This is a genomic window from Streptomyces sp. NPDC001270 (assembly GCF_042896695.1).
GTDB lineage: Bacteria > Actinomycetota > Actinomycetes > Streptomycetales > Streptomycetaceae > Streptomyces.
Window position 1 is genome coordinate 106,504 of record NZ_JBIAXM010000015.1, and the last position, 21,130, is coordinate 127,633.

20 protein-coding genes and 1 tRNA gene are annotated in these 21,130 nt (G+C 72.8%); 19 read left to right on the forward strand and 2 right to left on the reverse strand.

From position 1 onward, the window contains the following. Window positions 1–19 precede the first annotated feature (19 nt). The 10 genes from ACFY2B_RS25050 to ACFY2B_RS25095 all read left to right on the forward strand — a co-directional run bounded on the left by ACFY2B_RS25050 (window position 20) and on the right by ACFY2B_RS25095 (window position 13,342). Complete coding sequence (locus ACFY2B_RS25050; RefSeq protein WP_376523789.1) at window positions 20–295, forward strand: DUF3039 domain-containing protein; 276 nt, start codon at window positions 20–22, stop codon at window positions 293–295. Window positions 296–531: 236 nt separating this feature from the next. Further along, window positions 532–1,827 carry an extracellular solute-binding protein gene (locus ACFY2B_RS25055; protein WP_390765316.1) on the forward strand — a complete coding sequence of 432 codons (1,296 nt, stop codon included), beginning with the start codon at window positions 532–534 and terminating at the stop codon, window positions 1,825–1,827. A gap of 338 nt (window positions 1,828–2,165) precedes the next feature. After that, entirely contained in the window at window positions 2,166–2,999 is an 834-nt protein-coding gene (locus ACFY2B_RS25060; RefSeq protein WP_390765427.1) for a carbohydrate ABC transporter permease, read from the forward strand. A gap of 5 nt (window positions 3,000–3,004) precedes the next feature. After that, window positions 3,005–3,859 carry a carbohydrate ABC transporter permease gene (locus tag ACFY2B_RS25065; protein ID WP_390765317.1) on the forward strand — a complete coding sequence of 285 codons (855 nt, stop codon included), beginning with the start codon at window positions 3,005–3,007 and terminating at the stop codon, window positions 3,857–3,859. 16 nt (window positions 3,860–3,875) lie between these two features. Continuing rightward, window positions 3,876–5,546 (forward strand): beta-N-acetylhexosaminidase, encoded by a 1,671-nt coding sequence (locus ACFY2B_RS25070; RefSeq protein WP_390765428.1) that lies wholly within the window; start codon window positions 3,876–3,878, stop codon window positions 5,544–5,546. Window positions 5,547–6,132: 586 nt separating this feature from the next. Beyond that, window positions 6,133–7,026, forward strand: coding sequence for an FAD binding domain-containing protein (locus ACFY2B_RS25075; RefSeq protein ID WP_376523794.1), 894 nt, complete (start codon window positions 6,133–6,135; stop codon window positions 7,024–7,026). Beyond that, window positions 7,023–9,020 carry a 2Fe-2S iron-sulfur cluster-binding protein gene (locus ACFY2B_RS25080; protein WP_390765318.1) on the forward strand — a complete coding sequence of 666 codons (1,998 nt, stop codon included), beginning with the start codon at window positions 7,023–7,025 and terminating at the stop codon, window positions 9,018–9,020. Before ACFY2B_RS25075 ends, ACFY2B_RS25080 begins: the two co-directional genes overlap by 4 nt. Continuing rightward, a complete protein-coding gene (locus ACFY2B_RS25085; protein ID WP_390765319.1) occupies window positions 9,017–11,326 on the forward strand; it encodes a xanthine dehydrogenase family protein molybdopterin-binding subunit in 2,310 nt (769 codons plus the stop codon). The genes ACFY2B_RS25080 and ACFY2B_RS25085 overlap by 4 nt, the downstream gene beginning before the upstream one ends. Beyond that, complete coding sequence (locus tag ACFY2B_RS25090; protein WP_390765320.1) at window positions 11,323–11,886, forward strand: AAA family ATPase; 564 nt, start codon at window positions 11,323–11,325, stop codon at window positions 11,884–11,886. Before ACFY2B_RS25085 ends, ACFY2B_RS25090 begins: the two co-directional genes overlap by 4 nt. 289 nt (window positions 11,887–12,175) lie before the next feature. Continuing rightward, complete coding sequence (locus ACFY2B_RS25095) at window positions 12,176–13,342, forward strand: SUKH-4 family immunity protein (protein ID WP_390765321.1); 1,167 nt, start codon at window positions 12,176–12,178, stop codon at window positions 13,340–13,342. Window positions 13,343–13,444: 102 nt separating this feature from the next. On the opposite strand, the gene ACFY2B_RS25100 is transcribed toward ACFY2B_RS25095, so the two are convergent. Continuing rightward, window positions 13,445–13,516 (reverse strand) — tRNA-Cys (locus tag ACFY2B_RS25100). A gap of 254 nt (window positions 13,517–13,770) precedes the next feature. Between ACFY2B_RS25100 and ACFY2B_RS25105 the strand changes: the two genes are divergently transcribed. The 6 genes from ACFY2B_RS25105 to ACFY2B_RS25130 all read left to right on the forward strand — a co-directional run bounded on the left by ACFY2B_RS25105 (window position 13,771) and on the right by ACFY2B_RS25130 (window position 19,888). Then, a complete protein-coding gene (locus ACFY2B_RS25105; RefSeq protein ID WP_390765322.1) occupies window positions 13,771–15,312 on the forward strand; it encodes an MFS transporter in 1,542 nt (513 codons plus the stop codon). A gap of 32 nt (window positions 15,313–15,344) precedes the next feature. Further along, window positions 15,345–15,542, forward strand: a complete 198-nt coding sequence (locus ACFY2B_RS25110; RefSeq protein ID WP_376523803.1) for a hypothetical protein — start codon at window positions 15,345–15,347, stop codon at window positions 15,540–15,542. Further along, a complete protein-coding gene (locus tag ACFY2B_RS25115; RefSeq protein ID WP_376523805.1) occupies window positions 15,542–15,916 on the forward strand; it encodes a type II toxin-antitoxin system death-on-curing family toxin in 375 nt (124 codons plus the stop codon). The genes ACFY2B_RS25110 and ACFY2B_RS25115 overlap by 1 nt, the downstream gene beginning before the upstream one ends. Window positions 15,917–16,094: 178 nt before the next feature. Continuing rightward, the gene (locus ACFY2B_RS25120; protein ID WP_390765323.1) at window positions 16,095–17,900 is read left to right on the forward strand and encodes a DEAD/DEAH box helicase; all 1,806 of its coding nucleotides are present in this window, start codon (window positions 16,095–16,097) and stop codon (window positions 17,898–17,900) included. 289 nt (window positions 17,901–18,189) lie between these two features. After that, the gene (locus tag ACFY2B_RS25125; RefSeq protein ID WP_390765324.1) at window positions 18,190–18,831 is read left to right on the forward strand and encodes an IclR family transcriptional regulator; all 642 of its coding nucleotides are present in this window, start codon (window positions 18,190–18,192) and stop codon (window positions 18,829–18,831) included. 265 nt (window positions 18,832–19,096) lie between these two features. Continuing rightward, the gene (locus ACFY2B_RS25130; RefSeq protein ID WP_390765325.1) at window positions 19,097–19,888 is read left to right on the forward strand and encodes a S16 family serine protease; all 792 of its coding nucleotides are present in this window, start codon (window positions 19,097–19,099) and stop codon (window positions 19,886–19,888) included. A 61-nt stretch (window positions 19,889–19,949) separates the two neighbouring features. Here ACFY2B_RS25130 and ACFY2B_RS25135 read toward each other — a convergent pair whose 3' ends face one another. Then, window positions 19,950–20,438: an Lrp/AsnC family transcriptional regulator gene (locus ACFY2B_RS25135; RefSeq protein WP_390765326.1), complete on the reverse strand. Its 489-nt coding sequence runs from the start codon at window positions 20,436–20,438 to the stop codon at window positions 19,950–19,952. A gap of 96 nt (window positions 20,439–20,534) precedes the next feature. On the opposite strand from ACFY2B_RS25135, the gene ACFY2B_RS25140 reads away from it, so the two are divergent. From ACFY2B_RS25140 to ACFY2B_RS25150, 3 genes are all read left to right on the forward strand, one after another. Then, complete coding sequence (locus ACFY2B_RS25140) at window positions 20,535–20,690, forward strand: hypothetical protein (RefSeq protein WP_390765327.1); 156 nt, start codon at window positions 20,535–20,537, stop codon at window positions 20,688–20,690. A gap of 93 nt (window positions 20,691–20,783) precedes the next feature. Further along, on the forward strand, window positions 20,784–20,969 hold the full coding sequence (locus ACFY2B_RS25145) for an SH3-like domain-containing protein (protein WP_390765328.1): 186 nt from the start codon (window positions 20,784–20,786) through the stop codon (window positions 20,967–20,969). After that, window positions 20,966–21,091 (forward strand): nitrile hydratase subunit alpha, encoded by a 126-nt coding sequence (locus ACFY2B_RS25150; RefSeq protein WP_390765329.1) that lies wholly within the window; start codon window positions 20,966–20,968, stop codon window positions 21,089–21,091. Before ACFY2B_RS25145 ends, ACFY2B_RS25150 begins: the two co-directional genes overlap by 4 nt. Window positions 21,092–21,130 lie beyond the last annotated feature (39 nt).

The following is a 21,130-nucleotide window of genomic DNA, read 5'->3' on the forward strand; positions in this document are numbered from 1 at the left end:
TTTCAGTACCCTGGCAGGTATGAGCACTCTTGAGCCCGAGCGCGGGACTGGTACGGGGACCCTCGTAGAGCCGACACCGCAGGTGTCCCACGGCGACGGTGACCACGAGCGCTTCGCCCATTACGTCCAGAAGGACAAGATCATGGCGAGCGCTCTGGACGGCACCCCGGTCGTGGCGCTGTGCGGCAAGGTGTGGGTGCCCGGCCGCGATCCGAAGAAGTACCCCGTGTGCCCCATGTGCAAGGAGATCTACGAGTCCATGGGCAAGGGCGGCGACGAGGGCGACGGCAAGTAACCGGCCCGTCTCCGGCTGAGATCCCCGCGGCCTCCGGGTGCGCTCTTGCGTACCTCGGGGGCCTTTGTCGTGTTGTGTACGGCTTTGTCGTGATGCGGTGGGGCGGGATGTGCGCCCGCCGGTCACAGAGTGGTTCAGACCTCTTGTCGGCGTGTTCGGGTACTTCATAGCCTCCTCCTGTTGTGCAGAGCGAAATCGTCATTGCGTATGTTGCAACGCTCTCCCGGAGGATCACGATGAAACAGTCCGCCCGGTTCGCCCCCGCACTACTGACCGCCCTGCTCCTCACCGCCTGCGCCCCGCAGTCGTCCTCCAACTCGGCCTCCGACGAGGACGACAAGGGCGGCACCGTGCGCGTGTGGCTGTTCCAGGAGGTCGGCAACAAGCCGAAGGAGAAGGTCGTCGACGCCGTCACGGCCGACTTCGAGAAGGACCACGACGGTGTGCGGGTCGACGTCGAGTACATCCCCGTCGAGACCCGCGCCCAGCGCGTCAAGGCCGCCTTCAACGACCCGAAGTCCGCACCGGACGTCATGGAGTACGGCAACACCGACACCGCCGGCTACGTCCACGACGGCGGGCTCCTCGACGTCACCAAGGAGTTCGGCGCCTGGAAGGAGGCCAAGGACACCGACCCGACCGCCCGGCAGTCCGTCACCGTGGACGGCAAGATCTACGGAGCGCCGCTCTACGTCGGCGTCCGCGCCCTGTACTACCGCACCGACGTCTTCGACGAACTCGGCCTGGCCGTCCCGAAGACCATGGCCGAACTGGCCACCGCGGCCCGCGCCGTCCGGACGGCAAAGCCGGACCTGTACGGCCTGGCCGTCGGCGGCGTCTACACCTACGGCGCGCTGCCCTTCGTCTGGGCGGGCGGCGGCGAACTCGCGACCGGCGACGGCGGTTCGTACACCTCCGCCATCGACAGCCCGGCCGCGCAGAAGGGCATCAAGGCGTACACGTCCCTGTTCTCCGACGACAACTGCCCCGCCGCCAAGTGCGCGGGCATGGGCGGCAACGACACGATCACCGTGTTCGCGGCCGGCAAGGCGGGCATGGCGATCGGCGGTGACTTCAGTCACGCGGCCGTGGAGGCCGGGAAGGTGAAGGGCAAGTACGCGGTGGTGCCGCTGCCCGGCGTGACGCCCGGCTCGATCGCCCCGGCGTTCGCGGGCGGCAACAACATCGGCGTGCTCAAGAGCACCGCGCACCGCAGCCTCGCCGTCGACCTGATGCAGCGCCTCGCGTCGAAGGAGACGCAGTCCTCGCTGTTCGACGCGATGGGCTTCCTGCCGACCTTCACCGACGTGCGCGACCAGGCCGCCGCCGAGCGGCCGTACGTGAAGCCGTTCGTGCGGACGCTGTCCGCGGGCGCCAAGTTCGTACCGGCCTCGCCCGCCTGGTCCCAGATCGACTCCTCCCTGGTCCTGCCGACCATGTTCCAGGAGGTCATCAGCGGCAAGAAGAAGGTGCCGGCGGCCGCCGAGGACGCGGCGGCGAAGATGGACGACGCGTTCGGCTCCGCCGGGTGAGCCGGCCGAACGGGCGCACCACCCCCGGGCCGGGAACGGGAGACGGCGCCCCCGTGGACCCCGCCGCGGACGGTGCGGGCGAGGGCGCCGCCGCCGGTGGCACCGGGCCCGGGGCGCGGGCGGCAGGCGGCGAGAGCGGGCCGCGGGCGGCCGGCGACCCCGGCCCCCGCCGGGCGGCACGCCGCTCCGGCTCTCGCCAGGCGGATCGTGACGCCGGCCTTCGGCGTACGTCGCGAGTTGCCGGCCCCCGGAGCGCTTCGCGTGACACCGGCGCGCGGGGCCCTCGCGGGGCACACGGAGCCGGCGCCTGGACTCCCTGGCTCTATCTCGCCCCCGCCCTGGCCGTGCTCGGCGCGCTGCTCGTCTACCCCATCTACCAGTTGGGCCTGATCTCCTTCTTCCGGTACACGCAGGCCCAGGTCAGCGGTGGCGAGCCGAGCACCTTCGAGGGGTTCGACAACTACGCGGAACTCTTCGGGGACACCCAGTTCTGGCAGGTGCTGCTGGCCACGGTCGTCTTCGCCGCGGCCTGTGTCGGCGCCACGCTCGCCGTCGGCTGCGCCCTCGCCGTCCTGCTCACCCGCGTACGCGCCGTGCCCCGGCTGGCGCTGATGCTGGCCGCGCTGGGCGCGTGGGCGACCCCCGCGGTGACCGGCTCCACCGTCTGGCTGTTCCTCTTCGACCCGGACTTCGGCCCGGTCAACCGGGTCCTCGGACTGGGCGACCACTCATGGACGTACGGCCGCTACAGCGCCTTCCTCCTCGTGCTCCTCGAAGTGGTCTGGTGCTCCTTCCCGTTCGTGATGGTCACCGTGTACGCCGGGATCCGCGCCGTGCCCGCCGAGGTCCTGGAGGCCGCCGCCCTGGACGGCGCCTCGCAGTGGCGGATCTGGCGGTCCGTGCTCGCCCCGATGCTCCGGCCGATCCTCGCGGTCGTCACCATCCAATCGGTCATCTGGGACTTCAAGGTGTTCACGCAGATCTACGTCATGACGAACGGCGGCGGCATCGCGGGACAGAACCTGGTCCTGAACGTGTACGCGTACCAGCAGGCGTTCGCGTCCTCGCAGTACGGGCTCGGCTCGGCGATCGGCGTCGTGATGCTGCTGATCCTGCTCGCCGTCACGCTCGGGTACCTGCGGTCGCTGCGCCGGCAGGGGGAGGAGCTGTGAGCGTCGTGAATCTTGTGCGCGGCTTTCCGCGCAGGCCGCGCCGCACGGGGCGCGCGCTGGCCGAGGCGACGGCCCTCCTGGTCGCCGCGGTGGTCGCCTTCCCGCTGTACTGGATGGTGCTGAGCGCCTTCAAACCGGCCGGCGAGATCGAGTCGGACCAGCCCCGGCCGTGGACCACGACGCCCTCCCTGGACTCCTTCCGACGGGTGTTCGGGCAGCAGGAATTCGGCCGTTACTTCCTCAACAGTCTCGTCGTCGCGTGCAGCGTCGTGATCGTCTCGGCGCTGATCGCGTTTCTCGCGGCGACCGCCGTGACGCGATTCCGTTTCCGCTTCCGGACAACGCTGTTGATCATGTTCCTGGTGGCCCAGACGGTGCCGGTCGAGGCCCTGACGATCCCCTTGTTCTTCCTCATGCGGGACTTCGGCCAACTGAACACGCTCGGCTCGCTGATCCTGCCGCACATCGCCTTCTCGCTGCCCTTCGCGATCTGGATGCTGCGGGGGTTCGTGAAAGCGGTGCCCGACGCGCTGGAGGAGGCCGCGTACATCGACGGGGCGAGCCGCGCGCGATTCCTGTGGCAGATCCTTTTCCCGCTCGTCTTCCCGGGCCTGGTGGCCACGAGCGTGTTTTCCTTCATCTCGGCCTGGAACGACTTCCTGTTCGCCAAGTCCTTCATCATCAGCGACACCTCGCAGTCGACCCTGCCGATGGCCCTGCTCGTCTTCTACAAGCCGGACGAGCCGGACTGGGGCGGGGTCATGGCGGCGTCCACGGTGATGACGATTCCGGTGCTGGTCTTCTTCGTACTCGTACAACGACGTCTGGTCTCCGGACTGGGCGGAGCGGTTAAGGAGTAGTGACGTGAGTGGCGACGTGACTTCTACGACGGAACTGATCCCGGCTCCCCTGACGACCGGCGCCGCGGACCCCACGGGCGACTTCGTGCTCGACGGGACCACGGTGATCGACGCGGGCCCCGGCACCGAGGGCACCGCCCGCTGGCTGCGCGGCACGCTCGGGGCCGCGACGGGGTTCGCGCTGCCGCCCGGTGACGGAGCGGACAGCGGGGCGCTCCGGCTGCGGATCCGGCCCGACGAGACCGTCCGGCTCGGTCCCGAGGGCTACACGCTGCACGTCGACCGGAACGCCGTCACCCTGAGCGGCGGCGGTCCGGCCGGCGTGTTCTGGGGCGCGCAGACGCTGCGTCAACTGCTCGGCCCCGACGCCTTCCGGCGCGCCCCGCTCGACCCCGGCCGCCGCTGGACCGTGCCCGCCACCGACGTCGAGGACGCCCCGCGGTTCCGCTGGCGCGGCCTCCTGCTCGACGTGGCCCGCCACTTCACGGCCAAGGAAGGCGTCCTGCGCTACCTGGACCTGATGGCGGCGCACAAACTCAACGTCTTCCACTTCCATCTGACGGACGACCAGGGCTGGCGGCTGGAGATCAAGCGCTACCCGAAGCTGACCGAGACCGGCGCCTGGCGGGCGCGGACCAAATTCGGCCACCGGTTCTCGCCGCTGTGGGAGGAGAAGCCACACGGTGGCTACTACACCCAGGACGACATCCGGGAGATCGTGGCCTACGCCGCCGAGCGGCATATCTCCGTCATCCCGGAAATCGACGTACCGGGCCACTCGCAGGCCGCCATCGCCGCGTATCCGGAACTCGGCAACACCGACGTCATCGACACCACCGCCCTCTCCGTCTGGGACACCTGGGGGGTCTCTTCGAACGTACTCGCCCCCACTGACAACACCCTGCACTTCTTCGAAGGGGTGCTGGAGGAAGTCCTCGAACTCTTCCCGGCGGACGTCACAGGGCTCTTGCCGTTCTCGGGGTTCATTCACATCGGGGGCGACGAATGCCCCAAGGACCAGTGGCAGCGGTCACCGGTCGCGCAGGCCCGCATCAAGGAACTCGGGCTCGCCGACGAGGACGAGTTGCAGTCCTGGTTCATCGCGCACTTCGACAACTGGCTGCGGGACCGCGGGCGGCGGCTCATCGGCTGGGACGAGATCCTGGAGGGCGGGCTCGCCAAGGGCGCGGCCGTGGCGTCCTGGCGCGGCTACCAGGGCGGGATCGCCGCCGCGCGGGCCGGCCACGACGTCGTCGTCTGCCCCGAACAGCACGTCTACCTCGACCACCGGCAGGCCGCCGGCCCGGACGAACCCGTACCGATCGGCTTCGTGCGCACCCTGGAGGACGTCTACCGTTTTGAGCCCGTTCCCCCGGAGTTGGACGCACGGCAGGCCGAGCACGTGCTCGGCACCCAGGCCAACCTGTGGACCGAGGTGATGGAGAACCACGCGCGCGTGGACTATCAGGCGTTCCCCCGGCTGGCCGCGTTCGCCGAGGTGGCCTGGAGCCGGCTGCCCGCGCCGGCGGAGCGGGACTTCGCCGGATTCGAGCGCCGGATGACCGCCCACTACCGGCGACTCGACGCCCTCGGCGTCGACTACCGGCCGCCGTCCGGGCCCCGGCCGTGGCAGCAGCGTCCCGGCGTGCAGGGCCGGCCCCTGGACGGACCGCCTCCGAGCCGGTGATCCCTCCCGCGGCCGGCCGGCCGTAACCACGGTGCGGCCGGGCGTGCGGCGCGACCGGCCGCGGACGGCCTGACCTGCCGTCAAGTGGGTGGCCTGCCGCCAAGGGTGTGGCCGGCCGCGTACGGCGTGGGGGACCGCCATCGGTGTGGTCGGCGCCGCCGTCGCGGTGCGGCCGGCCGTCGACGTCATGCGGTCGGCCGTACTCGCGCTTGGCCGGTTGTCGTCGCCGGTGCCGTCACCGCGACGACCGCCCGCCCAGGCGGTGCGACCCGCCACCGAGGCCGTGCGGTCGGTCGCCGGGGCCGTGCGGCCGGCCGCCGGGTGGCCGATTGCCGCCCCCGTCCGCGGACCCGAACACATGACGGAGAAAGCCCTCAGGAATCACCGAAGAGTGTCATTCACCGCGCACCGGCGATGATGGGTAAAAACCGGCCATCTCCCCAGCGAGGTGGGCGAATGCCTCCTAGCGGACCCCTGCGTTCGGGCCCTGCGAAGATGTGCCAGAGTTGCCACGTCCGCCCTGTCAGCACGTACCGTACGGCAGCACAGGTGGGACCAGGTGGGGCAGCGGGAAGGGGCAGCCGGTTTGACCACGCACGCACCGCAGGCGGCGCAGGCCGTCACGCTGCCCACGACGCTGGACGAGGCCGTGGCGGCGCTCACCGCCATGCCGGCCGCCGTCCCCGTGGCGGGTGGCACCGACCTCATGGCCGCCGTCAACTCCGGACAGCTCAGGCCGGCCGCCCTGGTCGGCCTCGGCCGGATCAGTGAGATCCGCGGCTGGCAGTACCAGGACGGTCACGCGCTCCTCGGCGCCGGCCTCACGCACGCGCGCATGGGCCGCCCGGACTTCGCGGCCCTGATCCCGGCGCTCGCCGCCGCCGCGCGCGCCGCGGGTCCGCCGCACATCCGCAACGCGGGCACCCTGGGCGGCAACATCGCCTCGGGCGCACCCACCGGGGACGCGCTGCCGGTCCTCGCCGCCCTGGAGGCGATCCTGGTCATCGCGGGCGCGCAGGGAGCGCGCCGGGAGGTCCCGGTGTCGCATCTGCTCGCGGGCGTGGACATGCTCCGCGGCGGCGAACTCATCGGCTACGTGCGCGTGCCGCTGCTGCACGCCCCGCAGGTCTTCCTGAAGGCGACGGGGCGCACCGGACCCGGCCGGGCCGCGGCGTCCGTGGCGCTCGTCCTCGACCCCGCCCGGCGCGGAGTGCGGTGCGCCGTGGGGGCCATAGCGCCGATGCCGCTGCGGCCCCTGGAGGCCGAGCAGTGGGTCGCCCGGCTGATCGACTGGGACAACGACCGCGCGATCGTGCCCGAGGCGCTGACCGCCTTCGGCGAGTACGTCGCCGCGGCCTGCATCCCCGACCCGGCCCCCGAGCAGGACGGCTCCGTACCACAGCTTCCGCCTGCCGTACTGCACCTGCGGCGCACCGTCGCCGCGCTGGCCCGGCGAGCACTGGGGAGGGCACTGTCGTGACCGACGACCAGCACGGAGAGAACCCGCCCCAGGCGGGCGGCCGCTGGGATCCGCTGCCCCAGGACGGCTACGACGACGGTGCCACCGCCTTCGTGAAGCTCCCCGAGGGGGGCGTCGACGCCCTGCGGACCTCCGACAGCCCGCTCGCCGCGCCCGGCCACGGCTATGTGCCGCCGCCGATCACGGTGGCAGCCGGGGACCCCGGCGCCGGTCCGGCGGCCACCGGTGGCTGGTCGATGCCGGCCGACGGCGTCCAGTGGGCCGACCCGAACGCCGTGCCGCAGGATCCGGGCGCGGGCGACCGGTTCACGTACCACCCGGCGGCCACGCAGCAGTGGACCTACGAGGACCCGACCGCGCCGGGTGCGCAGGCCGCGCCGTCGGCGCACGCTCCCGGCCAGGACATGGCCGGCCAGGACGTGACCGGCCAGTGGTCCATTCCTGTCGCCGGGGGTGATCTACCGGACGAATCGGGCGAGTTCACTACATCTTCCCTCGTCGAGCAGTGGGGCGGCACGCCGCCGGCCACTCTGCCCGGCGGCGCCCCCGCACCCTGGGCGACCGAGGCCGCGGGACAGCCCTGGGGAGCACAGGCGGCGCCCGCCGACCAGCGGACGGCGCCCCCGCGCGCGGGCGGAGAGCAGGCCGGGGGTGCGCCGGAGACCGCTCCGGAGCAGTTCCTGCCCGCCGAGGCGTACCAGGACGGTCCGCCGGCCCCGGCCGGACCGGGCCAGGCGGCTCCGCCCGCTGACGGCCCGACAGGCCACGACCTCACGGGCCGCGACCTCACCGGCCACGGCCCCACGGACCACGCCCAGGCAGGACACACCCAGGCAGGACACGCCCAGCCCGGTCACGGCACGGCGCTCCGTCCGTACGACGGCCACGCGCCCGAGGCAGGACCCATCGGTCCGGGCGCCGCGGGTCCGGCGGCCCCCGCCCCCCGGCCCACGGCCGACCACGGCACCACCACCGCCGCCGACTTGGCCGGATCCGGCGCGGACGTCCGCTCCGGCTCCGCTCCGGCCGCCACGGCCGAACACGCCCCCGCCCGCGCCCTGTCCGAGGCCGACGCGCCGGCCTCCCACGAACCGAACCGGACCGCCGGAACCCCGGGCGCGGCGGGACCCGCCGTGCTGACCGGGCCGCCCGGCACCGCCGACGGCGCCGAGGAGGCCGCTGAAGGGGCCGCTGAGCCCCCCGCGGGGGCCGAGGCGACCGGCGCCGCCGGAACCGGCCCGGAAGGCGGGCAGACGCCCGCGACGGCCGCCGGCTCCGACACCCCGTCCGGCGACGCCGAGGCCGAGCCCGCCGAGGACGCCGAAGCCACCGTCACGGCCCCGCACGACGACCATCCCCTCGCCTCCTACGTCCTGCGGGTCAACGGCGCCGACCGCCCCGTCACCGACGCCTGGATCGGCGAGTCCCTGCTGTACGTGCTGCGCGAGCGCCTGGGGCTGGCCGGCGCCAAGGACGGCTGCTCACAGGGCGAATGCGGGGCCTGCAACGTGCAGGTGGAGGGGCGCCTCGTCGCGTCCTGCCTGGTACCCGCCGTCACCGCGGCCGGCGCCGAGGTCCGCACGGTCGAGGGCCTCGCGGCCGACGGCCGGCCCTCCGACGTCCAGCGGGCGCTCGCCGCGCGCGGCGCGGTGCAGTGCGGATTCTGCGTCCCCGGGATGGCGATGACCGTGCACGACCTGCTGGAGGGCAACCCGGCCCCCACCGAACTGGAGGCGCGTCAGGCGCTGTGCGGCAACCTGTGCCGCTGCTCCGGCTACCGGGGCGTCCTGGACGCCGTCCAGGAGGTCGTCGCCGAACGCGCGGCACTGAAGGCGCCGGACGCCGAGCCCGCCGCGGACGGCGCACGGATTCCGCACCAGGCGGGCCCGGGTGCCGGCGGTGTCCACCCCTCGGCGTTCGACGCCCAGGTCCCGCCCGGACCGCACGACGAGCCCTACGAGCAGCCCTACGGCCAGGACGGAGGCCAGGCGTGAGCAACGAAGCCGGCACCGCGACCACGGTCCCCGAGGCCGCCGACGCCCCCGGACAACCTCCGCACGGCCTCGGCGTGTCGCTGCTGCCGGCCGACGCCCGCGCCAAGACCGAGGGCACCTTTCCCTACGCGGCCGACCTGTGGGCCGAAGGGCTGCTGTGGGCGGCCGTGCTGCGCTCCCCGCACCCGCACGCGCGCATCGTCTCCGTCGACACCTCGCACGCGCGCGCGATGCCCGGCGTACGGGCCGTCATCACCCACGAGGACGTGCCCGGCACCCCGCGCCACGGCCGCGGCACGCCCGACCGCCCGGTGTTCGCGTCCGAGGTCGTGCGCTACCACGGCGAGCCCATCGCGGCCGTCGCCGCCGACCACCCGGACACCGCGCGGATGGCTGCCGCCGCCGTCATCGTCGAGTACGAGGTGCTCGACCCGGTGACCGACCCGGAGCAGGCGTTCGAGGCCGAACCCCTGCACCCCGACGGCAACCTGATCCGCCACATCCCGCTGCGGCACGGCGACCCGGAGGCGGCCGGCGAGGTCGTCGTCGAGGGCCTGTACCGCATCGGCCGCCAGGACCCCGCGCCCATCGGCGCCGAGGCGGGCCTCGCGGTGCCCCGCCCCGACGGCGGCGTCGAACTGTACGTGGCCTCCACCGACCCGCACACCGACCGCGACACCGCCGCCGCCTGCTACGGCCTGGCCCCCGACCGGGTGAAGATCGTCGTCACCGGCGTCCCCGGCGCCACCGCCGACCGCGAGGACCAGGGCTTCCAGCTCCCGCTCGGCCTGCTCGCGCTGAAGACCGGCTGCCCGGTGAAGCTGACGGCGACCCGCGAGGAGTCCTTCCTGGGCCACGTCCACCGGCACCCCACGCTGCTGCGCTACCGCCACCACGCCGACGCCGAGGGCAAGCTGGTCAAGGTCGAGGCGCAGATCCTGCTGGACGCGGGCGCGTACGCGGACACCTCGGCCGAGGCACTGGCCGCCGCCGTCTCCTTCGCCTGCGGCCCCTACGTCGTGCCCAACGCCTTCATCGAGGGCTGGGCCGTGCGCACCAACAACCCGCCCTCCGGCCACGTGCGCGGCGAAGGCGCGATGCAGGTGTGCGCCGCCTACGAGGCGCAGATGGACAAGCTCGCGAAGAAGCTCGGCGTCGAGCCGGCGGAGCTGCGCCTGCGCAACGCGCTCGCCACCGGCGACGTCCTCCCCATCGGCCAGACCGTGACCTGCCCGGCCCCGGTCGCCGAACTCCTCCTGGCGGTCCGGGACTTCCCGCTGCCCGCGCTCCCCAAGGACACCCCCGAGGAGGACTGGCTGCTGCCCGGCGGTCTGGAGGGCGCGGGCGAGCCGGGCGCGGTGCGCCGGGGCGTCGGCTACAGCCTGGGCATGGTGCACATGCTCGGTGCGGAGGGCGCCGACGAGGTCTCGACGGCGACCGTCAAGGTCCAGGACGGCGTCGCGACCGTGCTGTGCGCGGCGGTGGAGACCGGCCAGGGCTTCAGCACGCTCGCCCGGCAGATCGTCCAGGAGACCCTGGGCATCGACGAGGTGCACGTGGCGCCCGTCGACACCGACCAGCCCACGGCGGGTCCGGGCTGCCGCGGCCGGCACACCTGGGTCTCCGGCGGCGCGGTCGAACGGGCCGCGAAGATGGTGCGCACCCAACTGCTCCAGCCGCTGGCGCACAAGTTCGGGATGTCGACCGAGCTGCTCCAGATCACCGACGGCAAGATCACCTCGTACGACGGCGTCCTGTCGACCACCGTCACGGAGGCGATGGACGGCAAGGAGCTGTGGGCGACCGCCCAGTGCCGCCCGCACCCGACCGAGCCGCTGGACGGCTCCGGGCAGGGCGACGCCTTCGTGGGCCTCGCCTTCTGCGCCGTGCGCGCGGTGGTCGACGTCGACATCGAACTCGGCTCGGTACGGGTGGTGGAACTCGCCGTCGCCCAGGACGTGGGCCGCGTGCTCAACCCGGCGCAGCTCACCGCCCGGATCGAGGCGGGCGTCACCCAGGGGGTCGGGATCGCGCTCACCGAGAACCTGCGCACCCCCCGCGGCCTGATCCGCCATCCCGACCTCACCGGCTACGCGCTGCCGACCGCCCTGGACACACCGGACATCCGGATCGTCAAACTGGTCGAGGAGCGGGACGTGGTCGCCCCCTTCGGCGCCAAGGCGGTCAGCGCGGTCCCCGTCGTCACCTCACCGGCGGCCATCGCCTCCGCCGTGCGGTCCGCGACCGGCCGGCCCGTCAACCGCCTCCCCATCCGCCCGCAGGCCGCGGTGGTCACCGACCGATGAGCGCACCCGGGCCCGCCCGGGGATTCGCGGCGGGCGGGGTCGTGGTGGTCACCGGGGTGATGGCGGCCGGCAAGTCGGCCGTCGCCCAGGCGCTGGCCGAGCGGCTGCCGCGGGCCGCGCACGTCCGCGGGGACCTGTTCCGCCGGATGATCGTCTCCGGTCGCGAGGAGTACGTCCCCGGCGCGGGAGCCGAGGCCGCGGCCCAACTCCGGCTGCGGCACCGGCTGTCGGCGGCGACGGCGGACACCTACGCGGCGGCCGGGTTCACCGCGGTGGTGCAGGACGTGCTGCTCGGCGCCGATCTCTCGGCGTACGTCGCACTGGTGCGCACGCGCCCCCTGTACGTCGTGGTCCTGGCGCCGGGCCCCGACGCCGTGGCGGCGCGGGAGGCGGGACGGGCGAAGACCGGGTACGGGGCCTGGACGGCCGCGCGGCTGGACGCCGAACTGCGTTCGCCGCGGACACCGCGGATCGGGCTGTGGCTGGACACCTCGGCGCAGACCGTGACGGAGACGGTGGAAACGATCATGGCGGGGACGCAACGTGCGCGGGTCGCCTGACGTCCTTTTCCACGGGGCGTTGTCAGTGGGGCGGCGTACTGTTGCGGTCAGTGGGGACGGCCGCTTCGGACACCGCACCGGAGGACCGGACGTGTCCGCGCGCCCAGACTTGAACATGACCGCGCTCGCCGCCGTATGACGTGTACGACGACCGGGTGGCACGGCGATCGACCGCACGGCGACCGTCTGCACGGCGGTCGACCGGCACGACAACGGACGTACGACGGCTTTTCTTGACTTTTCTCGACGCACGACGGAACAACTGCACGACAGGAATCGCGGGGGAGCGATGACCACGACCACGACCGACACCAGGGCCGCAGCGATCACGCTGACCGAGGCCGAGCTGGACCTCTACGTCACCCACGCGCCCACGCGCGGCCTGCTCACCGGCCCCGGCCTGCCGGACGACAGCGGCCTGTTGACGTTCGCGCCGCTGCGCACGGCCGGCCTGCGCACCCTTGCCGACGCCACGGACGGCCCGGCCCGCCTCGCGGGGGAGTTGCGGGACCGGCTCGTGATAGGCGAACTCCTCGGCCCGTCGGGTGCCGGGACCGAGTCGATCCTGCTCGACGGCAGCACCGGCGAGATCACCACCGCCCGCCGGTTCGCCCCGACGGGCTGCCGCCCGCTCGCGCCCTCCCTGGAGACCCTGCTGCGCTTCGCCGCGGTCACGGAGGAACTGGCCGGACTGCGCGGCCGGTTCGCCTCCTTCGCGGGCCGGCACGGCACCAAGACGGCGACCGAGGCGTCCCGCCGTCTGCTCACCCTCTTCGAGGAGGGCACGGACGGCGAGGTGCCGCCGTACTGGAAGGCCGCCGCGCTGATCCGTCCGCTCGCCCTGGTCGCGGGCCCCGGCACGGCCCTCGGCCTCACCCTGGACCTGCCGGGCCGGCTCCTGGACGAGGAGTTCGGACCGGGCCGGGTGGCCCGCTTCGAGGAGGTCGACTTCCCCGCCGCGCTCACCCACGAGCCGACCCGACGCTTCCTGTGCGAGACGGGGCTGCCCGAGGACGCGATCCTCTTCCGCCTCGACACGGACGTACCCCTGCAGACGCTGACGGAGTACTTCCGGGACGAGCGCCTCGGCGAGTACCCCCTGGAGAACCTCCCCGCCCACGCCGGCCGGCTGATACGCCTCGGTCATCTGGCCGAGGAGAACAGCCTGGTGGTCGACGGCACGACGGGCGCGGTCCTGAACTTCAGCGAACCCGAGGCCGCCCTGTACCCCCTCAACACGGACGTCTCCACCCTCGCCTACACCCTGTGGCTGCTGCACCACGAGCGCACGATCGACGCACACCTCGGCCACGAGCTGACGACGGACGCCTACGACCAGTTGGCCACGACGATGATCCAGACCCTCACGTCGATCGACCCGACCCCGACGGCCTCGGACACGGACTGGCACTACTGGACGGAACTCTTCCAGGACGAGGCGGGCGGCGTGCTCTGAACCGCACCGCCCGCCCACGGAAGACCATGACGGGAATCGGACCCGGACCGGCGCGGGTGCGGTACGGAAACACCTGATCCCGCGAGCCGGTCAGGCAACGGGAGGCCGTGGCGGGATTCGAACCCACGTAACTCGCTTTGCAGGCGAGCCCCTGAACCACTCGGGCACACGGCCGTGTCGGTGTGACGAACGTAGGACGGGTGGGGGAGGGGATCAAGGGCGACGCGGGGGCTGCAACGGGACTGCCATACGGCGTTCATGAAACGGTTCGGCCGGCCGAGTGCCGGGCCGGTCGCGGGACGGCTGGTGAGCGCGCCTCCCGTCGCTCGGGAAGGGCCGCCGCACCGCAGGGCTTACGACCAAGGTCGCAGGTGAGAGGCGACTCGCGACAGGGGCCGATGTCGGTGGCGGGACTTACTCTGGCCGTCATGACCGCCCATGAGCCGAGCGACACCGGAGTCGCGAACGAACCCGCTGATGAACCCGCGAGCGAACCCACGACCGGACTCACGGACGAACACGGGGACGGACACAGGGACGGACACGGGGACGGCGTCGGCGAAGGGGTGCTGGGGCGCACCCACCGGGCGCTGAGCGTCGGGATCGTCTCGGTGGTGCTGCTCATCGCCTTCGAGGCGACCGCAGTGGGCACGGCGATGCCGGTCGCCGCACGGGAACTGGACGGGCTGTCCCTCTACGCGTTCGCGTTCTCCGGCTACTTCACCACCAGCCTGTTCGGCATGGTGCTCGCGGGGCAGTGGTCCGACCGCCGGGGGCCGCTGGGGGCGCTGACCGCGGGGATCGGCTCCTTCGCCGCGGGCCTGGTGCTCGCCGGGTTCGCCGGGTCGATGTGGGTGTTCATCCTCGGGCGGGCCGTGCAGGGCCTCGGCGGCGGGCTGGTGATCGTCGCGCTCTACGTCGTCGTCGGCCGGGCCTATCCGGAGCGGCTGCGTCCGGCGATTATGGCGGCGTTCGCGGCGAGCTGGGTCGTCCCGTCGATCGTCGGCCCGCTCGCGGCGGGCGCGGTCACCGAGCACCTGGGCTGGCGCTGGGTGTTCCTGGCGATACCGGTGCTGGTGGTGCTCCCGCTGGCGCTCGCGCTGCCGCAGATACGGCGGCGCGCGGCCGGCCCCGTGGCCCGGGACGGCGGCGCGGCCGGCGGCGAGGCACCCGGCTCGCGCGACCGCCGTATCCGGCTCGCGTTCGCCATCTCCCTGGGCGCCGGGCTGCTCCAGTTCGCCGCGCAGGACCTGCGCTGGATCTCGCTCCTCCCGGCGGTGGCCGGCGCTGCCCTGCTGGTGCCGGCCGTGCTCGGGCTGCTGCCCCGCGGCACCTACCGGGCCGCGCGCGGGCTGCCCTCGGTCGTGCTGCTGCGCGGCCTGGCCGCGGGGTCCTACATCGCGGCCGAGTCGTTCGTCCCGCTGATGCTGGTGACGCAGCGCGGGCTGTCCCCGACGCTGGCCGGGTTCTCGCTGGCGGCGGGCGGCGGCACCTGGGCCCTGGGGTCCTGGGTGCAGTCCCGGCCGCGCGCCGAACCGTACCGGGAACGGCTCATGACCCTCGGCATGGTGCTGACGGCGACCGCGATCACCACCGCGTCCAGCGTGCTGCTGTCCGCCGTACCCGCCTGGATCGTCGCCGTGGCGTGGGGCTTCGGCTGCTTCGGCATGGGGCTGGTGATCTCCTCCAGCAGCGTGCTCCTGCTGCGGCTGTCCGCCCCGGAGGAGGCGGGCGCCAACTCCGCCGCCCTGCAGATATCCGACGGCCTGGCCAACGTCGTCCTGCTCGCGGCGACGGGCGCCGCGTTCGCCGCGCTGGGCGGCGGCAGCCTGGCCGCCACGGCGGCCGAGAGTGCCACGACCGGCGCGGCCGGCCATCCGGCCGCGTTCGCCGCGGTGTTCCTGCCGATGGCCGCGGTGGCGCTGGTGGGGGCGTGGGTGACGACGCGGCTGAACACGAAGTCACAGTGACACCGGGTAGTACCACGCGGTACCATCGCGGCATGGCTGGACTCAACCTGCGGTTCACGGATGAAGAACTCGACGCACTGCGAGAGCGCGCACAGGCGGAGGGGCGCAGCATGCAGGCATTCGCGCACGACGCGGTGCTGGCGGCCATAAACGAGCACTCGCGGCTGTTCAACGAGGCGGCCGAGCACGTACTCAGGGCGAGCGCCGAGCTGAACCGGAGGCTCGCCTGATGCACTACCTCACTCTGCCCGAACTGCTGAACCTCGCGAAGCGGCTGGGGGCGGACGAGGTGCGCGACTACGGGCTGCTGGATTCCGCCCTCGCACGCCCGCAGGCGAGCGTTTTCGGGCAGGATGCCTACCCGGACGTCTGGCAGAAGGCCGCCGCGCTGATGGAGTCCCTGGCTCGCAACCACGCTCTCATCGACGGGAACAAGCGCCTCGCCTGGTACGCGACCTGGGTCTTCCTGCACATGAACGGGCACCCTCTGGACCCGGACTTCGACGTCGACGAGGCGGAGCGCTTCGTGCTGGACGTCTGCCAGGGCGCCTTGGACGTACCCAAGATCGCAACTCAGCTGCCGCGCTTCGCGGGCCAACTGTGACGTGAGTCCCAACCCGGGGTGACCCCGCCCGGCCCGCGTACGGCCACGATCCGGCCGCCGGTAAGGTGGCCGGGTTGTCATACGCGGCCGAGCCGCCCGCACGTCACCCGGCACCACCCGGTCCGGCGCGCCGGGCGGGGCCCATCGCACCGACCCGCACCCACCCTCCACGGAGACCGTGACTACCACCGCCGCCAGTTCCAGCGCGTCGCACTCGCACCACCTGTCACCCGCCTTCCCCGGCCGCGCGCCCTGGGGCACCGCCGGCAAGCTGCGTGCCTGGCAGCAGGGGGCGCTGGAGAGGTACGTCCAGGAGCAACCGCGTGACTTCCTCGCCGTCGCCACCCCCGGCGCCGGCAAGACGACCTTCGCGCTGACCCTGGCGTCCTGGCTGCTGCACCACCACGTCGTCCAGCAGGTGACCGTGGTCGCGCCGACCGAGCACCTGAAGAAGCAGTGGGCTGAGGCGGCCGCGCGGGTCGGGATCAAGCTCGACCCCGAGTACAGCGCGGGCCCGCTCGGCAAGGACTACGACGGAGTCGCCGTCACCTACGCCGGTGTCGGCGTCCGCCCCATGCTGCACCGCAACCGCGTCGAGCAGCGCAAGACGCTCGTCATCCTGGACGAGATCCACCACGCCGGTGACTCCAAGTCCTGGGGCGAGGCATGCCTGGAGGCATTCGAACCCGCCACGCGGCGACTGGCGCTCACCGGTACCCCGTTCCGCTCCGACACCAACCCCATCCCCTTCGTGGCGTACGAGGAGGGGCAGGACGGAATTCGCCGCTCCGCCGCCGACTACACGTACGGCTACGGATCCGCGCTCTCGGACGGGGTGGTGCGACCCGTCATCTTCCTCTCCTACAGCGGCAACATGCGCTGGCGTACGAAGGCCGGAGACGAGGTCGCCGCCCGGCTCGGCGAGCCCATGACCAAGGACGCCGTCAGCCAGGCCTGGCGTACCGCGCTCGACCCGCGCGGCGACTGGATGCCGAGCGTGCTGCGCGCCGCCGACCAGCGGCTGACCGAGGTCCGCAAGTCCGTCCCGGACGCCGGGGCGCTCGTCATCGCCTCCGACCAGGACTCGGCGCGCGCCTACGCCAAGCTCATCCGGGAGATCACCGGCAGCCGGGCGACCGTCGTCCTCTCCGACGACGTGGGCGCCTCGAAGAGGATCGACGAGTTCAGCGAGAGCACCGACCGCTGGATGGTCGCCGTCCGCATGGTCTCCGAGGGCGTCGACGTGCCCCGGCTCGCGGTCGGCGTCTACGCCACGACCATCTCCACACCGCTGTTCTTCGCCCAGGCCGTCGGCCGGTTCGTGCGCTCCCGGCGGCGCGGCGAGACCGCCTCCGTCTTCCTGCCGACCATTCCCGACCTGCTCACCTTCGCCAATGAGATGGAGGTGGAGCGCGACCACGCCCTCGACAAGCCGAAGAAAGAGGGCGAGGAGGACCCGTACGCCGAATCCGAGAAGGAGATGGCGGAGGCGAACCAGGAACAGGACGAGGACACCGGCGAGCAGGACACGCTGCCCTTCGAGGCGCTGGAGTCCGACGCCGTCTTCGACCGAGTCCTCTACGACGGGGCCGAGTTCGGCATGCAGGCCCACCCGGGCAGCGAGGAGGAGCAGGACTACCTGGGCATCCCCGGGCTGTTGGAGCCCGACCAGGTGCAGATGCTGTTGCAGAAGCGGCAGGCCCGGCAGATCGCGCACAGCCGCAAGAAGCCGGACACCGAGGCCGACCTGCTCGAACTGCCCGCCGAGCGGCGCCCGGTGGTCAGCCACAAGGAGATGATGGAGCTGCGCAAGCAGCTCAACACGATGGTCGGCGCGTACGTCCATCAGAGCGGCAAGCCGCACGGGGTGATCCACACCGAGCTGCGGCGGGTCTGCGGCGGGCCGCCGAGCGCCGAGGCGACGGCCGGTCAGTTGCGGCAGCGGATCGCCAAAGTGCAGGAGTGGGCGACCCGGATGCGGTGACGAGTTGCCCGTTCGGGCACGCGGCGTATCAGGACGAAGGCGGGCAGTCCGGATCAACTGCTGCCCGGATTCTGGACGGAGGCTTCCGCTCAGCGAACCCGCTTCGCTACTGTCCGGCTACGCACACGCCCCGTGGCAGTGCCGCCGCGGAGCGCAGTCGTGAAGCGACTGGGCTCGGAGCCGCCGAGCCGTCCTGCCGATCGGCGGCCACTGAAGCGCGTCGCTGACGGGACTCGGCACGCGTCCTCCAGCAGGGGCCACCGACCTCACCACCAAAGGAGTGGGCGTCGTGACCGCGGAGACCTCCCAGACGCTCGACCGAGGACTGCGCGTCCTCACATTGCTGGCCGACACCGACCAAGGGCTGACCGTCACCGAGCTGTCCCACCGGCTGGGGGTGAACCGGACCGTGGTGTACCGGTTGCTCGCCACGCTCGAACAGCATGCGCTGGTCCGGCGCGACCTGGGCGGCCGGGCCCGGGTCGGGCTGGGTGTGCTGCGCCTGGGGCGGCAGGTGCATCCGCTGGTACGGGAGGCCGCGCTGCCCGCGCTGCGGTCGCTGGCCGAGGACGTCGGGGCGACGGCGCATCTGACGCTGGTGGACGGCGCGGACGCGCTGGCGGTCGCGGTGGTGGAGCCGACGTGGACGGAGTACCACGTGGCGTACCGGGCGGGGTTCCGGCACCCGTTGGACCGGGGGGCCGCGGGCCGGGCGATCCTCTCGGCCCGGCAGATACCGCCCGCGGAACCCGGTTACACGCTGACACACGGCGAGTTGGAGGCCGGGGCCTGCGGGGCGGCGGCGCCGCTGATCGGGGTGACCGGGGTGGAGGGCAGCGTCGGGGTGGTGATGCTGTCGGACTCCGTCCCGGAGCGGGTGGGCACCCGGGTCGTGGACGCGGCCCGGGAGGTCGCGGAGGCACTGCGCTGAGCCCGCCGAGCGACGCCCGCGCCGTACGCCGGCCCGGCTCCGTGCGTCGTTCTCGCTCCGTGCGCGGGCCTGGGTCCGTACGCCGGCCCGGCTCCGCGCGCCGGCCCGGCTCCATGCGCCGGCCCGGCTCCATGCGTCGGCCTGCCCCCGTACGGTGTCCTCGCGTCGTGCGTCGACTCGGCTCCGTACGACGTCCCGGCGTCGTGGACGACGGCTTGATCGGCCGGGCGGCGGCCCTGTGTGGTTGTCGCGTTAGATTGACCTCGTGCTCTCTCGTCTCACGCGCCTCCAGGCCGTCGCCGTCTGCGCCCTGCCCGTCGTGGCACTGATCGCCACCGCGGTGCTCGCGCCGCTGCCCTTCGCGGTGGCGCAGCCGGGGTTGACCGCGAACGTCCTCGGCGAGAACCGGGGCACCCAGGTGATCACGGTCTCCGGCACGCCGACCCGGCGGACGACCGGCCAGCTGCGGATGACGACCATCGAGGCGACCTCCCCGGACACGGACGTCTCGCTCGGCGACGTCGTCGACAGCTGGTTCCGCACGGACCGGGCGGTCATGCCGCGCGACTCCGTGTATCCGAGCGGGGGCAGCGTCAAGGAGATCGAGCAGCACAACGCAGAGCAGATGCAGCAGTCCCAGGACGCCGCCACCCGGGCCGCGCTCCGGTACCTCGACGTGACCGACAAGAACGTCAAGGTCACGCTGAAACTCGCGGACGTCGGCGGCCCCAGCGCCGGTCTGCTGTTCTCCCTCGGGATCGTGGACAAGCTCGACGGCAACGGCAGCGGCGGCGACCTCACCGGCGGCCGTACCATCGCCGGCACGGGCACGATCGACGACGACGGCACCGTCGGCGCGGTGGGCGGCGTGGCCCTGAAGACCCAGGCGGCCCGGCGGGACGGGGCGACGGTGTTCCTGGTGCCGAAGGCCGAGTGCAGCGACGCCAAGGCGGAACTGCCGAAGGGCCTCAGGCTGGTCCCCGTCAGCACGCTCAAGGGAGCGGTGGACTCCCTGGTGGCGCTGGAGAAGGGGAACTCCTCGGTCCCGAGCTGCTGAGCGTTCCACTGCCGGGCGCGGTGACGGGTGTCCGCCCCGGCTCCGTACGGTTGGTACGTCCCTAGGCCGGCCGACCGCCTTCCCGGTCCTGTGACGCCTGCTCCACCAGCGGGATGATCCGCAGCGGAACGGGATTCTCCATGACGATCGCGGTGGCGGCCCGGACGATGCCGTCGAAGCCGACCACCCGGTCGATCACCCGCTGAAGATCGGCGTTCGAGCGGGCCACCAGCCGGCACAGCATGTCCCCGGTCCCGGTGGTGGTGTGCAGCTCCAGAACCTCCGGCACGGTCGCCAGGTGTGCGCGGACGTCCGGTCCCTGCCCCTGCCGGATCTCCAGCGTGGCGAAGGCGGTGACGGGGTAGCCGAGGGCCGCCGGATCGACCTGCGGGCCGAAGCCGCGGATGACCCCGTTCGACTGGAGCCGGTCCAGCCGCGCCTGCACGGTCCCCCGGGCGACCCCCAGCCGACGGGACATCTCCAGCACACCGATCCGCGGCTCCCGCGCCAGCAGCACGATGATCCGCCCGTCCAGACGATCGATCGCCATTCGGTCTCCCGCCGTGGTCATCAGGTGTACAAGAACTGTCGGTACGGCCTTAACGGTCAGCGTATTGCCCAGCGGACAGGCGGACCACCGCGCACTTTGCCGAGCACTCCGCGCATCCGCCGGTCCCGTCCAACCGGGCCGTATGGCCACCTGGCCGCCTCCTGCTACGAGCGCTGGTTCCGGGCGATCTGCGCGCTGCTGGAGCGCAGGGGGATCCTCGGGCCCGGCGAACTGGAGGCCGGCGATGACTGACCGGTTCCCGCCGGGCACCCCGGCGCGCACCTTCCCCCCACGACCGGCCGCACCACACCCGCCTGCTGCGGTACGCCGGCGGCAAGCGGCGTCGTGGTCGAACCGGAGGGCCCCGCCCCGCTCGCCGACGTCCGCGCGCACGGCCGCGTGGACGCGCCCGTCGAACAGGTCTACGTGGTCCGCTTCCGCGCCCGTGACCTGTGGGGCGAGGGCGACCACCACGTCGTGCCCGGCCTGTGGGAGAGCTGTCTGGAGGAGGACCGGACCGATGAGCGGTGACCACTCCCGAGACCCGCTACATGATTCTGCCGCGCCGTCGTGCGGGCACCGAGCACCTGACCGAACAGGCCCTGGCCGTCCTGGTCACCCGCTACGCCCTCATCGGCACGGCAGCCGTGTGAGAGCGCCGCACACGACCGCCGCCCAAGCCCCGCAGGCCC

Coding starts and splice junctions, on each gene's coding strand:
- ACFY2B_RS25050 (WP_376523789.1), top strand. CDS start 20: ATGAGCACTCTTGAGCCCGAGCGCGGGACTGGTACGGGGACCCTCGTA.
- ACFY2B_RS25055 (WP_390765316.1), top strand. CDS start 532: ATGAAACAGTCCGCCCGGTTCGCCCCCGCACTACTGACCGCCCTGCTC.
- ACFY2B_RS25090 (WP_390765320.1), top strand. CDS start 11,323: ATGAGCGCACCCGGGCCCGCCCGGGGATTCGCGGCGGGCGGGGTCGTG.
- ACFY2B_RS25095 (WP_390765321.1), top strand. CDS start 12,176: ATGACCACGACCACGACCGACACCAGGGCCGCAGCGATCACGCTGACC.
- ACFY2B_RS25105 (WP_390765322.1), top strand. CDS start 13,771: ATGACCGCCCATGAGCCGAGCGACACCGGAGTCGCGAACGAACCCGCT.
- ACFY2B_RS25110 (WP_376523803.1), top strand. CDS start 15,345: ATGGCTGGACTCAACCTGCGGTTCACGGATGAAGAACTCGACGCACTG.
- ACFY2B_RS25115 (WP_376523805.1), top strand. CDS start 15,542: ATGCACTACCTCACTCTGCCCGAACTGCTGAACCTCGCGAAGCGGCTG.
- ACFY2B_RS25135 (WP_390765326.1), bottom strand. CDS start 20,438: ATGGCGATCGATCGTCTGGACGGGCGGATCATCGTGCTGCTGGCGCGG.